At 33.6% G+C, this 21,833-nt stretch carries 23 protein-coding genes and 1 tRNA gene; 18 read left to right on the top strand and 6 right to left on the bottom strand.

Annotated elements, in window-relative coordinates:
• The first annotated feature begins 157 nt into the window (after positions 1–157).
• Positions 158–229: transfer RNA gene (locus tag AOG55_RS02760), tRNA-Ala, on the top strand.
• A gap of 177 nt (positions 230–406) precedes the next feature.
• Here AOG55_RS02760 and AOG55_RS09275 read toward each other — a convergent pair.
• Positions 407–643 carry a hypothetical protein gene (locus tag AOG55_RS09275; RefSeq protein WP_156318729.1) on the bottom strand — a complete coding sequence of 79 codons (237 nt, stop codon included), beginning with the start codon at positions 641–643 and terminating at the stop codon, positions 407–409.
• A 1,151-nt stretch (positions 644–1,794) separates the two neighbouring features.
• On the opposite strand from AOG55_RS09275, the gene AOG55_RS02750 reads away from it, so the two are divergent.
• Positions 1,795–2,910: a radical SAM protein gene (locus tag AOG55_RS02750; RefSeq protein ID WP_048102184.1), complete on the top strand. Its 1,116-nt coding sequence runs from the start codon at positions 1,795–1,797 to the stop codon at positions 2,908–2,910.
• A 1-nt stretch (position 2,911) separates the two neighbouring features.
• The gene (locus tag AOG55_RS02745) at positions 2,912–3,637 is read left to right on the top strand and encodes an MqnA/MqnD/SBP family protein (protein ID WP_055040859.1); all 726 of its coding nucleotides are present in this window, start codon (positions 2,912–2,914) and stop codon (positions 3,635–3,637) included.
• Here the strand turns inward: AOG55_RS02745 and mqnC are convergent.
• Positions 3,631–4,722, bottom strand: a complete 1,092-nt coding sequence (gene mqnC, locus AOG55_RS02740; protein ID WP_055040858.1) for a cyclic dehypoxanthinyl futalosine synthase — start codon at positions 4,720–4,722, stop codon at positions 3,631–3,633. The two genes, AOG55_RS02745 and mqnC, sit on opposite strands and share 7 nt — an antisense overlap.
• 99 nt (positions 4,723–4,821) lie before the next feature.
• Between mqnC and AOG55_RS02735 the strand changes: the two genes are divergently transcribed.
• From AOG55_RS02735 to AOG55_RS02670, 14 genes are all read left to right on the top strand, one after another.
• On the top strand, positions 4,822–5,634 hold the full coding sequence (locus AOG55_RS02735) for an MqnA/MqnD/SBP family protein (RefSeq protein ID WP_055040857.1): 813 nt from the start codon (positions 4,822–4,824) through the stop codon (positions 5,632–5,634).
• A 68-nt stretch (positions 5,635–5,702) separates the two neighbouring features.
• Positions 5,703–6,434, top strand: a complete 732-nt coding sequence (locus AOG55_RS02730; RefSeq protein ID WP_048102055.1) for an isopentenyl phosphate kinase — start codon at positions 5,703–5,705, stop codon at positions 6,432–6,434.
• On the top strand, positions 6,435–7,478 hold the full coding sequence (gene fni, locus AOG55_RS02725; protein WP_048102054.1) for a type 2 isopentenyl-diphosphate Delta-isomerase: 1,044 nt from the start codon (positions 6,435–6,437) through the stop codon (positions 7,476–7,478).
• Positions 7,479–7,480: 2 nt separating this feature from the next.
• Positions 7,481–7,984 (top strand): ZPR1 zinc finger domain-containing protein, encoded by a 504-nt coding sequence (locus AOG55_RS02720; RefSeq protein ID WP_048102053.1) that lies wholly within the window; start codon positions 7,481–7,483, stop codon positions 7,982–7,984.
• A 55-nt stretch (positions 7,985–8,039) separates the two neighbouring features.
• A complete protein-coding gene (locus AOG55_RS02715; RefSeq protein WP_048102052.1) occupies positions 8,040–8,267 on the top strand; it encodes an ATPase in 228 nt (75 codons plus the stop codon).
• Between the two features lie 6 nt (positions 8,268–8,273).
• A complete protein-coding gene (locus AOG55_RS02710; RefSeq protein WP_048102051.1) occupies positions 8,274–8,843 on the top strand; it encodes a hypothetical protein in 570 nt (189 codons plus the stop codon).
• Between the two features lie 9 nt (positions 8,844–8,852).
• Entirely contained in the window at positions 8,853–9,902 is a 1,050-nt protein-coding gene (locus AOG55_RS02705; RefSeq protein ID WP_048102050.1) for a V-type ATPase subunit, read from the top strand.
• Positions 9,903–10,211: a V-type ATP synthase subunit F gene (locus AOG55_RS02700; protein ID WP_048102049.1), complete on the top strand. Its 309-nt coding sequence runs from the start codon at positions 9,903–9,905 to the stop codon at positions 10,209–10,211. It begins immediately after the preceding gene.
• The gene (locus AOG55_RS02695) at positions 10,212–11,981 is read left to right on the top strand and encodes a V-type ATP synthase subunit A (protein ID WP_055040856.1); all 1,770 of its coding nucleotides are present in this window, start codon (positions 10,212–10,214) and stop codon (positions 11,979–11,981) included.
• Complete coding sequence (locus tag AOG55_RS02690; RefSeq protein WP_054964146.1) at positions 11,974–13,359, top strand: V-type ATP synthase subunit B; 1,386 nt, start codon at positions 11,974–11,976, stop codon at positions 13,357–13,359. The genes AOG55_RS02695 and AOG55_RS02690 overlap by 8 nt, the downstream gene beginning before the upstream one ends.
• Positions 13,331–13,978 (top strand): V-type ATP synthase subunit D, encoded by a 648-nt coding sequence (locus AOG55_RS02685; RefSeq protein ID WP_048102046.1) that lies wholly within the window; start codon positions 13,331–13,333, stop codon positions 13,976–13,978. The genes AOG55_RS02690 and AOG55_RS02685 overlap by 29 nt, the downstream gene beginning before the upstream one ends.
• A 96-nt stretch (positions 13,979–14,074) precedes the next feature.
• Positions 14,075–14,395 (top strand): hypothetical protein, encoded by a 321-nt coding sequence (locus AOG55_RS02680; protein WP_055040855.1) that lies wholly within the window; start codon positions 14,075–14,077, stop codon positions 14,393–14,395.
• 5 nt (positions 14,396–14,400) lie between these two features.
• Positions 14,401–16,326: a V-type ATP synthase subunit I gene (locus AOG55_RS02675; protein WP_048102044.1), complete on the top strand. Its 1,926-nt coding sequence runs from the start codon at positions 14,401–14,403 to the stop codon at positions 16,324–16,326.
• Positions 16,327–16,362: 36 nt separating this feature from the next.
• On the top strand, positions 16,363–17,541 hold the full coding sequence (locus AOG55_RS02670; protein WP_048102043.1) for a mandelate racemase/muconate lactonizing enzyme family protein: 1,179 nt from the start codon (positions 16,363–16,365) through the stop codon (positions 17,539–17,541).
• 60 nt (positions 17,542–17,601) lie between these two features.
• Here the strand turns inward: AOG55_RS02670 and AOG55_RS02665 are convergent, their stop codons facing one another.
• Positions 17,602–18,156 (bottom strand): NADPH-dependent FMN reductase, encoded by a 555-nt coding sequence (locus tag AOG55_RS02665; RefSeq protein WP_048102183.1) that lies wholly within the window; start codon positions 18,154–18,156, stop codon positions 17,602–17,604.
• Positions 18,157–18,403: 247 nt separating this feature from the next.
• Between AOG55_RS02665 and AOG55_RS02660 the strand changes: the two genes are divergently transcribed.
• Complete coding sequence (locus AOG55_RS02660; protein WP_052656819.1) at positions 18,404–19,822, top strand: tRNA sulfurtransferase; 1,419 nt, start codon at positions 18,404–18,406, stop codon at positions 19,820–19,822.
• On the opposite strand, the gene AOG55_RS02655 is transcribed toward AOG55_RS02660, so the two are convergent.
• The 3 genes from AOG55_RS02655 to AOG55_RS02645 are packed head-to-tail and all read right to left on the bottom strand — an operon-like array spanning position 19,819 to position 21,774.
• Positions 19,819–20,493, bottom strand: coding sequence for a hypothetical protein (locus tag AOG55_RS02655; RefSeq protein ID WP_048102042.1), 675 nt, complete (start codon positions 20,491–20,493; stop codon positions 19,819–19,821). The two genes, AOG55_RS02660 and AOG55_RS02655, sit on opposite strands and share 4 nt — an antisense overlap.
• A gap of 13 nt (positions 20,494–20,506) precedes the next feature.
• The gene (locus AOG55_RS02650) at positions 20,507–21,133 is read right to left on the bottom strand and encodes an N-glycosylase/DNA lyase (protein WP_048102041.1); all 627 of its coding nucleotides are present in this window, start codon (positions 21,131–21,133) and stop codon (positions 20,507–20,509) included.
• Between the two features lie 17 nt (positions 21,134–21,150).
• Positions 21,151–21,774 carry a superoxide dismutase gene (locus tag AOG55_RS02645; protein WP_048102040.1) on the bottom strand — a complete coding sequence of 208 codons (624 nt, stop codon included), beginning with the start codon at positions 21,772–21,774 and terminating at the stop codon, positions 21,151–21,153.
• Positions 21,775–21,833: the final 59 nt, after the last annotated feature.

Here is a 21,833-nt window from a genome sequence, read left to right as displayed (position 1 = left end):
TTTTATTTTTATATCTAATGGTATCATATACCTTTTTTTAGTTCCATCGGAAATGCACCCCCCTCCCCCTTCATATAACATTATAATAAATAGAGAATGCATGGAAGACGAAAGATTTAATAATTTTATTAAAATCCAGTGTATTATAATTATAACTGGGCCGATAGATCAGCGGTAGATCGCCTGCTTTGCAAGCAGGAGGGCTCGGGTTCAAATCCCGATCGGTCCATTCTTAAGTTTTTACTTAAAAATATAAAATAAATATCCGTTTAATTCAAAAACTTCTGCGCATGAAAGATTAACTATAAATGAAAAACAAAATTTAACCATATTTTTAAAAAAATCCTCATTAGATAACTTACCAACCCGATTATATAATGTAAATTAGTCAAATGAACGGTATTTATCAATGATGCTGGTCCATTATGTAGGTTCTTCCAGAAGATCTGGAAATAAATCCCAGCCAGATCATATAAACTATATAAGCTATGAGTGAAATTGCGAAACCGTAGATGAACACATCAGAACTTATGTTTTTAGAGGCCACATAATAAAGCACAATTGTTACAATAACCAACGCAACCAAACCCGCAAATGCCTCTGAGAGGAATGAGGAAAGAGGCATGTCAATAATCAGCGGCAAACCTTCCTCCTCACCCTTTTTTAAGAGAAAACTCTGTTTAGTCTTGCAATTTGGACAGATGAACACCCAATTTGATCCAACCCTTACCGCACTTACTGAACCCCATTTGGAATGCCTAAAATTGAATCTGTAATGGCAATTGGGACATTCAGTGTGTGATGTAACCCATGACTTATAATCCCTAATTTTTTTAGCCATAATCTTCTCCCAATATCAATGGTTTTATAATCTAGAGACATTAATAAATATTCTGTTTATTGATAGTTCATAAAAGGTATAATCTGGACGGTTCATGCAATTATTGTTCATTGAATTCCATGAGAAACTATGAGCCAGGGCAAGCCAATTACCTCAAAGATCAAATCTATAATAGGAATACAAAATAAATGTAATTATCCACGATGAATTACATACATCCAAAGGCTCATTTATTGATAATTAAACTATGGAAAAGCATGAAGTGTATTTAGGCAGTAGAATCAAAAGGGCAATCTTTAGATCATTAAACGGTATATTAATACATACAGAGTTACATGTATCATATAATAAAAAAGCAATACCTGAATCATTTCGCAGACTCGAGGGTACTGGCTTGTAACCAGGAAGTTTAAGCATCAAAGATATGATAACCTCTAAAGGTGTTTGTTAACATGGTTAACAAAAACCATAACCTAATTTTTCAAACATTATGAGGTGCCTATCAAGATATTAAATGAATTTAATCTTCTGGAGGTTAATTTTTTTATGCTTGAAGGCAAAATGGTTGGTGTGCAATTGTAACCCTTGCTGGTAAATCAAGATATTGAATATATAATATTTTTTTAAATTCAACAAATAACACACTAAAAAAGATCTTAAGCAATATATTAAGTATTGTATAATAAATTTAGAATAAAAATACTCATAGAAAATAGTTACAAAAAATAACAAATATCTTTAAAAAAATGTCCAAATCATTAATAGTATAACTTATAAAAATAAAAAATTTTTACAATGTTAATCATTTTTAGGCAATAAATTATAATTCTAGGCAATTAAAACTTTTATTTCTTTTTATTCCATTTAAATTATTTTTAAAGTATTTGTAATAAACATAACAAATGAATAATTTAATAGTTAAGTATTTATTTCTTTTAGATATACAATTTTATATGATGAAATATGAGGAAGAATACTGGATAGATTATATTAAAAACAATGAGTTAAATAAAAAAGAAGCCTCTGAACTTTTAAATCTTGATATATATTCCCTGATGAAAATTGGAGATTCATTGAGATCATTTGATACAGGTGATACTGTATCATATGCAGTATCGTATAATATAAACTATACAAATTATTGTACTGCATCATGCCCAATATGCGCATTTTATACACCATATAAGATTAAAAAATATGAAATTAATAAACCAAATAAAAAGGGATATGAGCTCTCTCTTGACGATATTAAAAAAGATATAGAAAAGGCAAAGGCTCTTAACGTTACAGAAATACATATAGTTGGAGGATTTAATCCAGATTTATCAATAGAATATTACGAATCGCTTTTTAAGGAGGTTAAAAAATACCTTCCTGATGTTACCCTAAAGGCATTTACCATTCCGGAAATTGATTTTATATCAAGAACCCATGGTGTATCAATTAAGGACCTTATTCAAAGGTTAAAGGAGGCTGGAATGGATGCGCATACAGGCGGTGGGGCGGAAATTTTTAACGAAAATGTCAGAAAATTAATAACCACACCTGAAAAGATATCCGGTGAGAAATGGCTGGAGGATGCAAAATTAATACACAGCCTTGGAATTTACGGAAATTCCACAATGACATACGGGCATCTTGAAAATTTTGATGATATTATAGATCATATGATAAGGTTAAGAGATAATCAGATTGACACACCCGGATTTCTATCATTTATACCATTGAAATTTAGCATTGAAAACACACCATTATACAAAATGGGGAAGGTTAGGTATCCATCTTCTGGCGATAAGGATATTAAGGTTTATGCACTTGCACGTGCAATTCTTGGCAAGTCGATACGGAATATAAGCGTTTACTGGGTGGCCCTTGGAAAGGAAATGGCACAAATTGCACTTTTGTCTGGTGGAAGTGATCTGGTGGGCACCGCATTTAGTGAAAAGGTCTTCGGTGCCACAAACAGGAAAACATCAACATCCATTGAAGAATTAAACCATCTTATTAATGAAATAGGCAGGATTCCGGCTCTTAGGGATACATTTTATAACTTAAAGGAGTACTACTGAAATGTATGGAATAATAAATTTAATTCACTCAGACCCTTTATTTTATGCACTTAATAATAAGATTGAAATTAAAAGGGATACTGCGTTTAATATTTTAGGGATGATAGAAAAAGACGAACTTGATGCCGGCATGGTATCACTGGTTCAATTTTTAAATTCTGATCTAAAATTAATCGAGACCGCAAACATACACACATTATCAAATACAATGTCAACACTTTTAATATCCAGAAATAAACACATAGAAAATAATATTGAAATAGCTGTTACATCCTTAACGGCAACAACGTCATTTTATCTAAGCCTAATTTTAAATAAAATGGGAATAAAATATGAACTTATTAAATCAAAATATACTGATGCCCAACATCTTTTGAATAATAATGATTATGCACTGGTAATTGGTGATGACGCACTCCTTGCATATAAATCAAATTATAATATAATTTTTGATATAGGTTATGAGTTTTCAAGGCTTTTCAATTTAATGCCGGTATATGCAGTAACAGCCTCAAAAAGGGACTTTGACCATAAAATCATTGATAATGCAATTGCTGAATCAAAAAATTATGTGGAAAAATCAATAATAAAAAACCAGACAAAGGTTAAAAAAGAGATTTTAAAATTCTATTATAACACAATAAAATATGATTATAACTTTGAGGTTAATGAAACGGTAAATTTTTTAAAAAACATTATTTTAAAAAATGAATATATAAATCAATAAATTTTTACTGTTCTGTAAAGATTATCACGTTCCACTGGAACCATACCAAGCTGTTTAATTGAATTTATTATCATCTCACTTCTTAAATTTCCAACATTTTTTCCTGTAGCAGGTATCACCTTTTCATCGTATATGGTTCCTCCCCAGTCATTGGCACCAAATAATATTGCCATCTGCGCCATGTTTATCCCATTTGTTAACCAGGAACTTTGAATAACAGGCAGATAATTGTTAAATACTATCCTTGATATTGCTATATTCCTGAGAACATCAGCACCACCTGACCTGTATTTTATTTGGTTTCCAAGCTCTGTGTTTACCGGCTCAAAATTCCATGGTGTAAATGATAAAAAGCCATGATATTTCTTTTGTAAATTAAGTATTGATAATAAATGATTTGCCTTATCCTCAGACGTTTCAATATGCCCAAACATCATGGTGGCAGAGGTTTTTATCCCCAGTTTATGCGCCTCCTCCATAATTTCAAGCCATTCCTTTCCACTATTTTTGGGCCTTCCCATTCTGACCCTGACATTATCATCAAGTATTTCTGCTCCTGCCCCGGGTATTGTTTCAAGTCCACTATCTCTCAATTTTATTAACAGATCCCTTACACTAATATGGGATTTAATTGATATAAAATGAAGTTCCGATGTTGAAAGTCCATGTATGCCGATTTCCGGGAATTCCCTTTTTATTCTTGAAAATAATGATGTATAATAATCAAGATTTAAATGCGGGTTAACACCGCCCTGAATAAGCAGCTGCCTTATTCCATATGGCCTGTATTTTCCTATTTCATTAATTACCTCATCCTCTGATAAAGTGTATTTATCATTATCCGAATCTGTTCTGTAAAATGCACAGAATTTACATCTTACATTGCATATATTTGTATAATTTAATATTAAATTTGAAACAAAAGAAACCCTGTTTCCAGAAATTTTATCGGTTATTTTCCTTGCAATTTTTCCGAGATCCCTTAGATCAGCCTCATCATACATATATATTATATCATTAATATCGGGGTCCTCACCGTTATCAACCTTTTTTTCTATAGATTCAAGCTTATTAAATGAAAGCATGAGATTAACATTATTATTTTTTATAAATAGTTTATTGCTATTAAATATTTATTAATAAATCAATAAATAGTTTTTTTAAGAATGATACAATAACAATACATGGAAATGATAATTGCGCATACTCCAGATCCCGATGATGCTTTTATGTTTTATGCAATGTTTGAACATAAAATAAAGACATCATTTGAATACAGGCAGGTTGTTAAGGACATAGAGACATTAAACAAGGAGGCTATTAACAATCTTTATGATGTTACAGCAATATCCGCAAATGGATATATAAGGGTATCAGATAAATACGATCTTACCGCCTCTGGTGCAAGCTTTGGAATAAACTATGGTCCAATAGTGGTTGCAAAGAAGCAAATAGATCTAAAGAATGCAGTAATAGGCCAGCCCGGAACATATACTTCTTCATTTATGCTGTACAGAATGTTCAACGATTCTAGGGAATATAAGGAAATAAGATTTGACCAGATTACCAATGAAATATTAAAAGGTACAATAGATGCCGGGATACTGATACATGATGAACAGCTTAAATTCCAGGACAAGGGTTTAATTAAAATTCTTGATCTTTATGATCAGTGGAGGGCATATGCCGGTGATCTTCCTGTGCCCCTGGGATTTAATGCTATTAGAAAATCACTATCTTTGGAGGATAAACTAAAATATAGAGAAGACTTCGAAAATTCAATAAAATATGCATTTGATCATGAGGATGATGCTGTTAAATACGCCATGAAATATTCCCGATATAATGACTTTGAGCTGGAAAGAAAATTTATTAAAATGTATGTGAACGAACTATCCATAGACTTTGGTGAGAGAGGAAAGAAGGCACTTGAAATGTACTATAAAAAGGCAGCAGAAAGAAAGCTCATAAGTTCATTCACACCTGTAATAGTTTAAAATTTTTAAAATTCAATTATAATAAACAATTTAATAATGTTTAATAAATTATTATCAATTTAGCTTGTATGATAATATTAAAGCTTGGTGGCAGTATAATTACAGACAAAAAAACATACAGAAAATTTGAGGAGGATAGGACAAGAAAAATTATTGCTGAAATATCGAAAATTAAAGATAAATTTATTATTATACATGGAGGCGGATCTTTTGGCCACATAATGGCCAAGGAATATAACATACCGGGCAGGCTTAATAAAAGGTCATTATATTACATGAGCCTTATACATTATGATATGTCAGATCTCAATATGAGGGTTTCAAAAATTCTTTCAGAGTACGGCATGGGAAATATACCGGTGCCACCATCAACATATATTTATGGCAAAAAAAAGAATTATGACATCTTTAGGTATTATGTAAAAAATAATATTATGCCTGTGAGTTATGGAGATGTTTACATAAAAAATAGAAATTACATTGGCATATATTCTGGAGATGATATAATTTATGATCTATCAAGAATATTCATGCCGGAAAAGGTTATATTTTTTAGTGATGTTGATGGTATATTTGATAAAAATCCAAAAATACATAAGGATGCAAAACTGCTAAAAACAGTGAATAAAGATTTTAATTTTGAAAATGATTCAATAGATGTTACTGGTGGAATTATTAATAAGTACAATTCAATGGTTAAAATTTCAAAACTTGGCATAAAAGTTTATTTAATAAATGGATTATATCCAGAGAGAATAAAAGATATAGGAAAAGATAATTTTTATGGAACGGTGGTATAATTGATTGAAAATAGAAAGGAGGAACACATAAACATAGCAGAAAACGAAAATGTAACTTCCGAGCATAATTACTGGGATGATATAAGAATAATACACAGGGCATTGCCGGAAATAAATTATGATGAAATAGATACCAGGGTAAGGTTTTTAAACTCGGATTTTGCATATCCATTTATAATATCTTCCATGACAGGCGGTACTGAAAAGGCAAAAAAAATAAACGGGAACCTTGCAAGGGCCGCAGAGGAATTTAATATTGGCATGGGCGTAGGTAGCATGCGGGCTGTTATAGAGAATAGAAATCTGGAGGATACATTTTCTGTAATAAATGATTATAAAATACCCGCAAAGTTTGCAAATATTGGTGCACCACAGTTAATAGACCAATCATCAAGGGCGCTTACATCAAGGGATATAGACTATATTTTTAACTTAATAAACGCAAGCTATTTGATTGTTCATTTTAATTTTCTACAGGAAATGGTTCAGCCCGAGGGAGATAGAAACGCAAGAGGCGTTATCAATAGAATTAAGGAGCTTGCAGGGTCTTATCCTGTTATTGCCAAGGAGACCGGAAATGGATTTTCCCATGAGGATGCACTGGCCCTGAAGGATGCAGGTGTTAAGGCCATTGATGTTGGGGGTCTTGGTGGGACCTCATTCGCGGCAATAGAATATTACCGCGCATTAAAAATAAAGGACGAGGAAAAAATGCACTCTGGAAAAACATTCTGGAACTGGGGCATACCATCGCCAGCATCAATTAAATACTGTAATGTGGGTTTACCAATTATCGGTAGTGGTGGCCTCAGAAACGGACAGGATATAGCAAAATCAATAATTATGGGCGCCACAATGGCTGGCATGGCCAGAAATTTCCTGAAGGACGCAGATACATCATATGATGAATTGAAAAATCATATAAATAATATAATCAGGGACATAAAAATAACAATGTTTCTTACATCATCGCCCAATATTGAATCATTAAAAAAGGCAAAGTTTATATTATTAGAACCTTTATTATCATGGTTTGAGGTGTAAATATGAATGAAACATTAACAGATAAGCAATGCCCAAACTGTAACAGTTATCTGTATTACATAGAATATGATACCGAAATTCCTTATGAGGGTAAAATTACAATAAAAACATATACATGCAAAACATGCTATTATAAAAACGTATCAATACAGAGGCATGAAAGGGAAAAACCCAAGGTCATGCTATTAAGGATAACCGGCAAGAATGATCTTAAAACAATAATATACAGGTCCCCTGATGCATATATAAAAATACCAGAAATAGATGCAGAAATATCCCCGGGAATAGCATCCAATGGTTATATTACAACAGCCGAGGGAATAATAACAAGTATTAAGGAAAAATTATCATTAATGGGCAATAATAAGGAAACTAAAGTTCTTGAGGAACGCATAAATAATATACTAAAAAGTAACAGTGAGGAAATCACAATAATTATAGACGATGACAGCGGTAAAAGCAAAATAAACAGCAGCAAGGCAAAAGTTATCGAAAAGCCTATATAAATTCGCAAAAATAAATAATTTTATATAAAGCATTTTAATATTCACTTGGATATTTATGGTTACAACTGTAGATGCTTTGTTAGCAATAGCTGCGTCAATAGCAATAGCAGGGGGTCTTATCGGTACTGGTATGGCTCAGCAGGGTATTGGTGCGGCCGGTATGGGTATAATAGCAGAAAAGCCAGAAAAGTTTGGTCAGGTTCTGTTCTTCTTTGTTATTCCGGAAACCCTCTGGATTATAGGTTTTGTGCTCGGTATAATACTGCTTCTGCATGTAATATGATGCTCTATGTCCCTTGAAAGCATATTAAATGAAATAGACAGGTCCCGGGAGGATGAAATTCAAAAAATCAATCAGTACTATGAAGAGCAAATTAAGAACGTAAGGGAAGCATGCAATAAAAAAATAAAGGAACTGCAGGAATATTATGCGCTAAAACAAAAAGATGATTCAAAATTAATCATAAAGCAGTATGAGGACCAGATTAAAATTCAGATCAAGCAGATAATAGATAATAAGAAAAAGGAAATAATTAATTCAGCACTTGATAAGGCCAAATCATATATAACCTCACTAAATAAATCCTCAAGATATCCGGAATTGCTAGAAATTATGGTTGATACATCAATTAAGAAGCTCGGTAAGGACATTATTGTTGAATGCTCAGAATCTGATATGGAAAAAATTAAGGCCATGAATAAGGTAAATCCAAAAAATGTAGAGGCAAATTCAGGAATAAAATCGGGAATCATAGCATATTCTCCAGACCGCCTAAAAATGCTGGATTTAACCTTAAATACAATATTTAAAGAAATTTCTGATGACATACTTGCTTACTTCTATGAAAATGTAAAATAGGTGTGATAAATGAACACTGCATATTCTGGAAGTTTTGGAAGGCTAAAGGTTCATTATAATGATTTCCTAGGCAATGAATTTATAAAATCACTTCTTGACCTTGAAATAAAAGATATTAAATTGCGGCTTTATGAAACATCCTATAAGGATGATATTGATAAATCATCAGTAATAAATTCATCAGAGCTTGATATTCTAATAGCTGCCATAAACAGGCATATAATAAATAATTCCAGAATTGCAATATTTGCAGTGCCTCCTGAAATTAAGAATTATATAAAAACATATATATCAAAATGGGACATTGAATCTATCAAGGCGATTTTAATATCAAAGATAATAAAGCATGAAATTAAATATAACGATAGTTTTATCATAAGTTTCAGGGATATTCCACTTGGTATTTTTGCCGGTAACTTAAGTTATGAGGATTTTAGGTCAATGCTCTCCAGGCCTGATGTGGAATCCCTTGTAAATTACCTAGTTTCATATGGGTATAATTATCTGCTGCAGTATATAGACGAGTTCAAAAAAACCGGAGATATTTATCCGCTGCTTTCCTCCCTTGATTCTCATTATTATAATGAACTGGCAGATCAGGCAAAATTTTTTAACGGTGATGAGGGAATATTAATAAATTATACAAAGGAGTATATAGATATAAAAAATATTTTAACTGTTATTAAAGGCATAGAGTTAAAGGTATCATATGACAGCATTGAAAGGTACTTAATAGACAATGGAAACTTAACAAAAAATATATTATCAGATCTTTTCAGGTCAAATAACACCGTTGATGTACTTAAAGTCTTTAAGGACTATGACCTTGAGGATGCCATAGAATATTACCAAAAATATGGAAGCCTGTCAATGTTTGAAATATCAATGAGAAAGGCACTTCTTGAAAAATATCTTCCATTAATGATGAGAACCACTGGAGCCCCATTTATACTTGGATATATACTAACAGCAGAAAGGGAGAGAGATAATTTAAGGACAATACTGATCGGGAAATCATACAACCTTGACAGGAAGCTAATAGAAAGGATGCTGATGTAAATGGATAATATCTGTGTAATTGGAGAAAGAGAGGTTGCGATGGGCTTTAAGCTCATAGGAATTAATGATACATTCATAGTTGATATTAATGAGGCAGCCCTTAAACTGAGGGAGATATTTTCGTCAGGAAAGTATAATGTTATTCTTGCCTCACAGTCAATTCAAAAGTATTTAAAGGAGGATGAATTAAATCTGTATAATACCTCAATAAATCCTCTTGTGGTATTTATCCCTGTTCCAGGCGTAACAGAAGAGGAATCGGTATATGAACTTGCCAAAAGAATACTGGGAATAGATATAGGTGATTAAATGGAGAATAAAGGTATAATTTATAGTGTTTCTGGTCCGGTTGTTGTTGCAACAGATGTTAATGGAAAGATGTTTGATGTTGTCCGGGTTGGCAACCTCGGACTTGTGGGTGAAATAATCAAAATTGTGGATAATAAATCAACAATACAGGTATATGAGGATACAAGCGGGTTAAAACCCGGTGAGCCTGTATATTCCACTGGAAAGCCCCTTTCAGTTGAGCTCGGTCCAGGGCTCCTTAAATCAATTTATGATGGTATTCAAAGGCCACTGGATGTAATTAAATCGGAAACAGGGGATTTTATTGTGAGGGGAGCCTCAGCACCACCACTTGATGAAAATAAGGAATGGGATTTCAAACCTATTTTAAAGGAGGGTGATGAGGTTAACCAGGGTTATATTATAGGAGAGGTTCAGGAAACAGAACTGATAGTTCATAAGATAATGGTGCCTGAGGGTGTTAAGGGCATAATAAAGGAAATTAAGGAGGGCAAGTTTAAGGTTTCTGATACAGTATGCATAATAGAAAATGAAAAAAACGACTATGAAATTAAGCTTAAACAGATATGGCCCGTAAGGAAGGCCAGAAGGGTATTTTTAAAATTCGCACCTGAAATACCATTAATTACAGGTCAGAGAGTAATAGATTCATTCTTTCCTGTTGCAAAGGGTGGAACCGTTGCCGTCCCGGGGCCTTTTGGGTCTGGAAAAACTGTAATTCAGCATCAGCTATCAAAATGGTCTGACGCAGATATAACTGTTTACGTTGGCTGTGGTGAGCGTGGCAATGAAATGACAGAAATTTTAACAACGTTCCCGGAACTTCAGGACCCAAAGAGTGGAAAGCCACTTATGGAAAAAACAATATTAATTGCAAATACATCAAATATGCCGGTAGCAGCAAGAGAGGCAAGCATATACACCGGTGTTACCATTGCGGAATATTACCGTGATATGGGATATGATGTCGCATTAATGGCAGATTCAACAAGCCGCTGGGCTGAGGCTTTAAGGGAAATATCCGGAAGGCTGGAGGAGATGCCTGGTGAGGAGGGCTATCCGGCATATCTTGGCAGAAGGATATCTGAATTTTATGAGAGATCTGGAAATGCCCAGATAATACCTGAAGATGACAGGGTCGGATCTGTTACATTAATAGGTGCGGTATCACCTCCAGGCGGTGATCTTTCTGATCCTGTGGTCCAGAACACATTAAGGGTAACAAGGGTATTCTGGGCACTGGATGCATCACTTGCATCAAGGAGGCACTTCCCATCAATCAACTGGCTCAACAGTTACTCATTGTATCTCGATTCATTATCAGGATGGTTTAAGAACAATGTTGATCCAAAATGGATGGACGTTCATTCATTAATGATGAGCACACTTCAGAAGGAGGCAGAGCTTCAGGAGATAGTACAGCTTGTTGGTTATGATTCTCTTCCAGAAAAGCAGAAAAATATACTTGATATTGCCCGGGTAATAAGAGAGGATTTCCTGCAGCAGAATGCATTTGATGACATTGATACCTACTGTTCAATTAAAAAACAGTACGAAATGTTAATGATTATTAAAACATTAAATGATTATCAGGAAAAGGCAATAGATTCAGGCAGAAAGGTATCCCAGACCTCAGCACTGCCAGTCAGGGCAAAAATATCAAGAATGAAGGAAGTAAAGGAGGAGGATTTCGAGAAATTTTATAATGATATAATTAAGGAAATAGCCGATGAATACGGCACAATCATAGAGGGTGTTCAAAATGTCTGAAATTATTTATAAATCAATTAGCCAGATTAATGGGCCGCTTCTATTTGTAAACGATGTGAAAAATGCATCATACAACGAAATAGTGGATGTTATTCTGGACAGTGGTGAGAGGGTTAAGGGCCAGGTTCTTGAAACAAGAAACGGTGTGGCTGTCGTTCAGGTATATGGTTCCACAACAAGCATGAGCCCCCAGGGCACCGGTGTAAAATTAACTGGAAGCACATTTAAGCTTCCAGTATCAGATGATATGCTTGGCAGAATTTTTAATGGCTTTGGAGAACCCATAGATAACGGGCCAAAAATATATTCCAAGGAAAAGGTGGATATAACAGGTGCTGCAATAAATCCATATTCAAGGGAGGAACCAAGTGAATTTATACAGACTGGTATATCAACAATAGACGGCATGAATACCCTTGTCATGGGACAGAAGCTGCCAATATTTTCAGGTGCAGGGCTATCACATAACAGGCTGGCAACGCAGATAGCCAGGCAGGCAACCACACTTAACGGCAGTGAAAAATTTGGTGTGGTCTTTGGAGCAATAGGCATAACCAGTGAGGAGGCCAATTATTTCATGAGGCAGTTCCAGAATTCTGGGGCATTATCAGACTCGGTTATATTCCTGAATCTTGCCTCTGACCCATCAATGGACAGGATTATTCTGCCAAGGGTTGCATTAACAACAGCAGAATATCTTGCATATGAGAAGGATATGAACGTCCTTGTTATTTTAACAGATATGACAAATTACTGTGAGGCACTGAGGGAAATTTCATCCTCCAGGGATGAAATACCGGGAAGAAGGGGATATCCAGGATACATGTATACAGATTTAAGCACGATATATGAAAGGGCTGGAAAAATAAAAGGCAGGAAGGGCTCAATAACACAGATACCAATATTAACAATGCCCGGGGATGATATAACAAATCCTGTTCCAGATCTCACCGGTTATATAACAGAGGGGCAGATAACACTATCAAGAGATCTTAACAGGAAAAATATTTACCCTGAGGTCGATGTGCTTTTATCCCTTTCAAGATTGATGAATCAGGGTATAGGTGCAGACCATACAAGGGAGGATCACCGTGGTTTGGCAGACCAGCTATATGCATCCTATGCCAAGGGTAAGGACGCCAGATCACTGAGTGAAATAGTCGGTGAGGAGGCACTGAGTGAAACCGATAAATTATACCTTAAATTTGGCGATGATTTCGAAAATAGATATGTTAATCAGGGTGATGCAAACAGGTCAATAGAGGAAACATTAAACCTGGGCTGGGACCTTCTTTCAGTGCTGCCTGTTGAGGAAATGAAAAAGGTTAAATCAGCTCATATATCAAAATATGGCAAATGGGATAGTAATGGCAAATAATGTTAGATTAACAAGAATAGAATTAATGAATACCAAAAAAAGGATCAAGGTTGCATCCAGAGGACTTGATCTTTTGAAAATGAAAAGGGCAGCACTTGTCATGGAATTTATGAAGATTAACAGTGAAATAAAGGGATTAAGGGAAAATGTAAGAAATGATATTGAACTTGGGATAAATGAAATTAAAATGTCAGAGATTATAGACGGTACCCTTGAAATTGAAAGGGTATCATACATGTCATCAAATCCTGAGGTGTTAATAAATACAAAAAACATTATGGGTGTAAAAATACCAGATTTAAATGTAAATATAAGCAAAAATACACTTAGCAATGAATATCTCGTTTCATCTGTACCGGTGTCTGTTTATGATGCAATATTAACATTTAAAAAAATTTTCAGTGAATTGCTTGTAATTGCACAAAAAGAAAGTTCAATGAGAAAATTATTGTATGAAATAGATAAAACCAACAGAAGGTCAAATGCCATAGAAAATATAATGATACCCAGATTAAACTTAAATTTAAAGATAATAAAGGAACATCTGGATGAAAGGGAAAGAGATTCATTCTCAACATTAAAATTTGTTAAAAGTCACGTGGTTGAAAATGAAGAATAATTTAGAAAAATTTAGAACCATAAAAAAGACTTTATTCGTTATTAATATAATGGCAACAGTGGTATTTATAATTATAATGGCGGTGGTGTTATTTAAATGACAGAAATAGATCAGCTAAAGGTTATTAAGGATAAGGAGGAAGAAAATAAAAAAATAATTGAGAAGTTAAAATCGGAAAAGGAGGCAGAACTAAACGAGATCAAAAATACATGCAACGATAGGGCTAAGAATATGGAAAATGAAATAATCAATAATTATAATAAGGCAATGCAGGAAATAAAGGATGAAGAAAAGAAAAAACTTGCAGACGCAACGGATCGTGTTAAGGCAAAATCAGAAGTAATGAAATTAGATCTCTCAAATAAAGAAATAGAGGATTATGTATTTAAGAAACTTGTAGATTATATAAAAGAGTGAGCTTTATGCTAAGGCCAGAAAAAATGGTAAAAATCCGCGTGGTTGGTACACTAGAAAAAAAGGATGTTATTATAGATGACCTTCACGACCTTGGCGTGATGCAAATTGAAAATGTTGATCCATCAGTAATAAAAATATTTGACAGGCAGGTAAATGAGGAGGATTATAAAACAATATCAGATTATCTTGCTGAATTCAGGGGATATATATCCATACTTCCAAAAAAACCTATTAAAAATAAGGTTTATTTTAATTCATACAATGATTTAATATCAGAAATATCAAAAATAAACATTAAGGATGAATTAAATGACCTAAAATCAAAAGAGGATGCATATCTTGGAGATATAAGGGAAAATGAGAATTTTATAAGAATATTCACCATAATTAAGGATTTTAATATAGATGTATCAGCATTGAATAATTCATACGTTGAAAGCTTTTTAATAGAGGTAAATGATAAAATTGAAAAATTATCGGCAGACTACATGAATAAAATACGAACCGGTAATTATTATCTTGTTACCATAAATAGAAAATATGAGGATAAATTTTTACCATCATTATCGGGTTTATCATCTCAAATATTACACATACCCGAATTTAATGGCACACCAAGCAAGATAATTAATGATTGCAATAAAAAAATTGAGGAGGATAGGAAAAATCTTGAGATTATAAGCAACGAATTAAACAAAATTTCAGATACATATTATGAGAAAATAGTCCAGATAGAGGAACAGCTTGAGGTTGAATACAAGGAGGCAGAGATTTCAGGTCAGATAGCAGCCACAGGAAATGTATTTGCACTTGAGGGCTGGATAGCACAGAAGGATTTTGATAAAACCATGTATATAATAGAAAAAGATACAGATAATCAGGTAATTATACAGAAGATAAAAACAAAGGAGGACCCACCAACACAGCTTTCAAATCCAAAGCATTTAAAAATATTTGAGTTTTTCATCAGGTTTTATTCATTACCAAAGGAATATGAAATAGACCCAACATTGATATTTGCCATAATATTTCCAATATTCTTTGGTGTTATGGTTGGTGATGCAGGTTACGGCCTTGTTATATTATTATTCTCACTTTTTATAATTCACAGACTTAACCATCCACCGGCAGTTAGCCATATACCAAAAAAATTAACGAATTTTGTTTTTATGATAATGGGTAAAAACGCATTAATGAATCTGGCCAAGGCACTTATTCCAGGGTCCATAATTGCAATCGCTGTTGGACTTTACTTTAACGCCTTCTTTGGCTTCACAATTTACCCACCATTTCATGTGGCACAGAGGCCGATTCCGGTTATTTATATAGGAAAATTGCTTTTAATTTCAGGATATATTGGTCTTGGACTGGTTACATTTGGTTTTATACTTGGCATTATTAATAATATTTATATAAATCATAAAAAAGAATCAGTTGCAAAGTTTGGCTGGATACTTCTTGCCTGGGCTCTTGCCATACTTGGTCTTAATTTAATACACAGGATATCACTGTCGCCTACAAATTTCTCATCATTATTGGGTTACATAATGTTTGCAGTGGGCTTTGTCCTGATTATTGCCTTTGAGGGGACTCAGAGCCTCATGGAAATTCCATCCATAATAAGTCATATACTATCATATACAAGGATTGTGGGTATACTCCTGGCATCTGTTGTATTGGCCCTTGTCATAAACACTGTATTTGTGTCAACACTTTCGGGACCAATTTACTTTGTGGTTCTTGGTTTAATAATACTTATATTTGGACAGTTATTCAATTTAATCATAGCTGTTTTTGAACCAGGCATACAGGGGGCAAGGCTTTTATACGTTGAATTTTTCTCAAAGTTTTACTTCGGAAACGGAAGACAGTTCCATCCATTTAAAACAGACAGAAAATATACATTAAGAAAATTTGACAGGACAAAATAAAGAAATATTAATATTATATGAAAATATTTTAATAATATGGAAAAAATAACAAATATAGATATTCTGGAGCTGGGGTCTCCCGAAGAAAAATCATCCCCATGGAGCTCAACCATACTCATTTTAAGGCTAACATCGTCAAACGGAAATGTCGGCTATGGAGAGGCACCAACAACATTAATGACACATCCGGTGCTTGAAAGCATGAAGGAGGTTTCAAGGATTTTTCAGGATAAGGATTATTACAATATAGAGGCAAACAACAGGGAATATTACAAAAATGCTTTTTATATATCCAAATCTATAGAGGAAACAGCAGCATTAAGTGCATTTGAAATAGCCTCATGGGATCTTATTGGAAAGGATCTTGGAACACCAGTTTATAAGATGCTTGGTGGCGTTTTTAATGATAAAATTAAGGCCTATGCAAACGGATGGTATTCTGACTGTGTGGAACCAGAAGATTTTGTCTCAAAGGCCAAAAAACTGGTAAATAAAGGATATAAAGCATTTAAATTTGATCCATTTGGAAATAATTATGATAAACTATCCACAGAGGGATTAAAACATTCAGTTAGCATAGTTTCAAAGATGCGTGAGGAACTTGGTGATGATATAGATTTATTAATAGAATGCCATGGCAGGTTTTCAACAAAATACGCCATAATGGCAGGGGAGGCGCTGGATCCATACAATCCACTTTTCATTGAGGAACCGGTGCATCCGGAACTTGAATTCGGGCTTTATGATTTTAAAAAATATGTAAACACGCCGGTGGCCCTTGGTGAGAGGCTTTTAAACAAGGAGGATTTTGCCAGATTTATTTCATCTGGCATGGTGGACATCATACAGCCAGATATAACAAATTCAAAGGGAATACTTGAGGGCAAAAAAATAGCTGCTGTTGCTGATGCCTTTGGCGTTCCTGTGGCATTTCATAATGCCTTTGGACCTGTGCAGACAGCGGCCACGCTTAATGTTGATTACACAATTCCAAATTTCCTTATACAGGAAAGTTTTGAGGAATCATGGCCCGAGTGGAAAAAATCCTTATTTACGGGATACACCATAGAAAATGGTTTTTTCAGGCTATCTGGGAAACCAGGTCTTGGAATAGAGGTTAATGAAAAAATATTAAATGAGAGCAGAACCGAAGCCATGGAACCACTAAACCCTAATGAACCACCATGGGTTGTTTCAGGCACATTTAAGCAATAATTAATTATTTAAAAATTTTATAAATATTATTTATATACTGGCGTTTTTTATAAAACCTTATTACTTTTTTAGCTGTCTGCTTAAATCCACAAGATTTTGCAATAGTTCACGCATAAATTTGATTGCAGTTTCATCATTTAATTTTCCGTTTTCATCAAATTTCTGCTGTGCAAATGGTACCATAACCTCAGGTTTGTTTACCGGTATCATGTTAAGAAAAACGCAGCTCTGTCTTAGATGGTACTGTGCTCTTGCACCACCTATCATACCTATTGAGGCACTCATTATTGCCACAGGTTTTCCATCAAAAGAATTATCACCGTATGGTCTTGATGCAAGATCAATTGCATTTTTCAAAAAGCCCGGAACAGAGTAATTATATTCAGGTGTTACTATTAGAATGCCATCTGCATTTTTGATTTTATTTTTAAAATTTTTAACATTTTCAGGGTAATTATTCTCCATGTCCTGATTAAAGAATGGGAGATTTGATATATCTGCTATTTCAAGTTCAGATCCATCTGGCATTAGCTCCGTGCAAGCTTTTAACAAATATGTATTATAGGATTGCCTTCTAAGGCTACCACCAAATCCAAGTATGTGTGTATTTTCCATGCAGTTAAGATATAAGTATAAATTATAAACATTTGCTATATAGAAGTAAAGTGAATTTATATTATTCAACTTGAATCTTCTGACATGATTAATAAAATATTCTATCATATCCTGTTTGGAATAATTTTATAGTAACATAATTCTTGATGAACCTTTTGTGAGTGGTTTCAAATATCTTCTGGCTACAGTACCTGTTATGGGTTCAAAATTCATAATTAATAAATACAAATATAAAATGTGTAATCAAATGTTCATTATAAGATATTCTGAAATAGGGTTAAAGGGTGAAAAATCCAGAAGACAGATGGAAAATATATTAATACAGAATATAAAATCCGAACTGGAACGTTATAATATATTTCCAGAATTTAAAAAAAGTGACGGAAGAATATATATATTTACTGATTCTAAATTATTATACGACATACTTCCAAGAATTTTTGGAATAAAATCATTCTCACATGCCGAGGAATTTAAATTTAGAACCATTGAGGAAATTGTAAGCATTACAGTTTCAAAATTTTCTGGCATGATTTCAGGGAAAAAATTTGCAGTGTCTGCTAAAAGAAGTGGATCACACAGTTTTACATCAATGGATATAGAAAAAATTCTTGGGGATGCGCTGTATAAATACTCTGCAGGTGTCGATCTTGAACATCCAGATATAAGGATATACATAGAAATAAGGGATAATAGATTTTATTTATTTACCGAAAAGATAGAAGGTCCAGGGGGTCTTCCATTAAAATCTGAGGGTAAATTATTATCGCTTTTTTCTGGAGGTATAGATTCACCGGTGGCCACATATATGGTTATGAAACGTGGTTCTGCCACAGACTTATTATTTTGCAGCCTTGCGCATCCAGTGGATACCGTTCAGATGCTCATGGCGGCCAAAAATCTTTTGGATAAATATTCAATAGGTTATAATGCAAAAATATTCATAATTGATGGGTCAAAACTGGTTACTGCCATATCCGAGCATCCAGATCAAATGTATACAAATATAATTTTTAAAAAACTATTGTATGAATACGCTGAATATTTATGCGAGAAATACGGATATAATGGTATGGTTACTGGGGAATCAATAGGGCAGGTTTCATCTCAAACCCCACAGAATCTTATGCTTATATCCGAGGGGATAAAATATCCAGTTTACAGGCCTTTAATAGGTTTTGATAAGGAGGAAACCATTAATTATTCAAAATCAAAATCCTTATTTATGAATCAATCATCAGCAGAATTCTGTTCTCTTTTTTCAAAAAATCCGGGAATAATAGTTAACCATAAGGATTTTTACAATGAAATTAAAAAATTCAATGTCAAAGATTATATGCAGGAGCTTGTTGAAATTGATAAAAATACAATAGATGATTATATAAAATCAATAAAAAATAAAAGATTCAGGGGCGAACTTGATAATGTTGAATTCATTGATCTTAGATCAGGATCTGATTATGAAAACTGGCATGAACCCGGAGCCATAAATTTAAACCTCGGTGAGCTTAGAAATTTTATTGAACATGCAGACAGGTTTAAAAATTATGTATTTTACTGTAAGAAGGGACTGAACAGTGCATATGCTGCTTCCATTATGTCAAAACATGGTTTTAATGCATACTATGTCTCAGAAAGGGATTTGAAATCCATGCAAAAAAATTAATCAAGTTTATATTTAATATATTTCTTGTTTCCAATGGCAGTGAACATATCCATATCCCTCCCATTTTGCATTGTGAAATTATATATTTCCCTTAAAAGCCTGTTTTTTGTAACATCCTTATACTCCCTTAATTTAATGTTCTGCACCTTTATGTAATCCTGATCCCGTGGAAAGGCAATAAGCACAGTTTTGAAATCTGGATATGCAAGCTGGAAGACTCTTGCCTGCAGCCTGACATATTCAGGTAGGGGTTTTAGTGAAAAGCTTTTCATTTCATATATGGTTTTATTTTCGTAATCCACAAAATCTGGCTGTGCATATATTCCGGCCTCATCATTTATTATAATTATTCTAGTTCTATCCCTTAACAGTGAATTTTCATATATTACGCTTTTTTTAAATGCGTTTATAAATTTCCATCCCATGGCATAATAATACCTTAAATCAGAATTTTCCAGAGATATGCAGTTTTTATGCAGTTCATCCTTTAAAAGTGCAGTATAACTTCTCAGGGCCTTTATTGTTATATCCCTGTTTATTATATGCCTGTTTTTGAAATACACCATCTTTGAAACGGTATCATCAAGGCATTTGCCAATAACCATGGGTAATTTATCCCCTGTATGCTTTATAAAATTTTTAACATATTCGTGTGTTGCTATAACCCTCAATTTTTATCACTGCCTATTTAAGAATTTTACCTGTAGCCATCTTCCATAAATACAGATCAAAAATTCCCGGTTCCATTCCAAAATCATATGCAATGGAATTAAAAATTTCCTCATATTTTTTGTAATCCTTTCCTGATTTTATCTTTATATCATTGAAAAATCCGAAATTATGCAGTAATTTCATTATGTGCTTGTCAAGTATTGCAAAATCAAAAATACCAACATTTCTCAGAAAATGTGAAGCCTCCTTATATCCAACACCCTTGATATTTTCAACAAGATATTCCCGCACGTAATATCTGTCCCTGTTCCTTAATAATTTTTTTAAATCCGGTATAATGAATCTGGCGTTTACTATATACTCTGATCTTTTATTGTAAAATCTATATTTTATCTTCCTGAGTTCTGATCTTAAAGTCTCCAAATCATAGTCTATAAACCCCTCATTTATATACCTCTGTGTTCTTATGCCCATCTCGGCTGATGTATTTGCAGTCAGTATGCAGAAGCTTAATTCAATAAAAAGCGATCTGTTTCTGGATTTTCCCATATTTTTAAAATCTGCAACACGTTCCTCAATACTGTTAAAATAATTATCCCTTATTTCATTTACCTTATCGACAAATAAATTGCTATACATAAAAAAAATTAAAATTTTTATTCTTTCTTAAAAGCTTCGTAAACTCTTTTTGCCCTTTCAAGTCTTTTTTCAACAACCTTCCAGTTTACGTTCTTCATGAAGGCATCAAGATATGGGGCCCTCTTTGCGCCGTAATCCACGTAATATGCATGCTCATAAACATCCAGTGGAAGTATCATAAGTGCGTTCCATATTGCTGCAGCGCTGTGTATATCTGCACCAACAACCCTTAATTTGCCGTAGTTTAAATCAAATATTAAATGTGCCCAGCCCCTGAAAGCTGTTCCTGTGGCCTTGAAAAGTGCAACAAAGTTCTCATAGCTACCAAAATCCTTCTCTATCTGTTCTTTTACAGAAGCTGGCATCTCAACATGATCCTTTGTTAGTGATTCAAAGTAATATTCGTGTAGCATTGAACCATCATAGTTAAAGGTTTCCTCAAGCTTCATCTCCCTAAGGTCACTGTAGTTCTGGTTTGCCTTTGAAAGGTCCACAGAAGGTAATTTTGACCATATTTCATTCAACTTTGCAACATATCCTTTATAATGGGCGTCAAAATGGTAGTCTATCTGTGTGTCTGAAATGCCGTCCAATCCTCTTGGTCTTAATTTTTCCTTAACTTCCCATGTTTCTGTTGCCATAATTATCCTTTTAGTATTATTTTATCATTTAAAAATTTATTGATAAAATTACAGCTTAA

Origin of the sequence: Acidiplasma cupricumulans, from assembly GCF_001402935.1 — an archaeon.
Lineage (GTDB): Archaea > Thermoplasmatota > Thermoplasmata > Thermoplasmatales > Thermoplasmataceae > Acidiplasma > Acidiplasma aeolicum.
The sequence above is the reverse complement of the archived record's forward strand: the minus strand, read 5'-3'. Positions and strand labels throughout refer to the sequence as shown.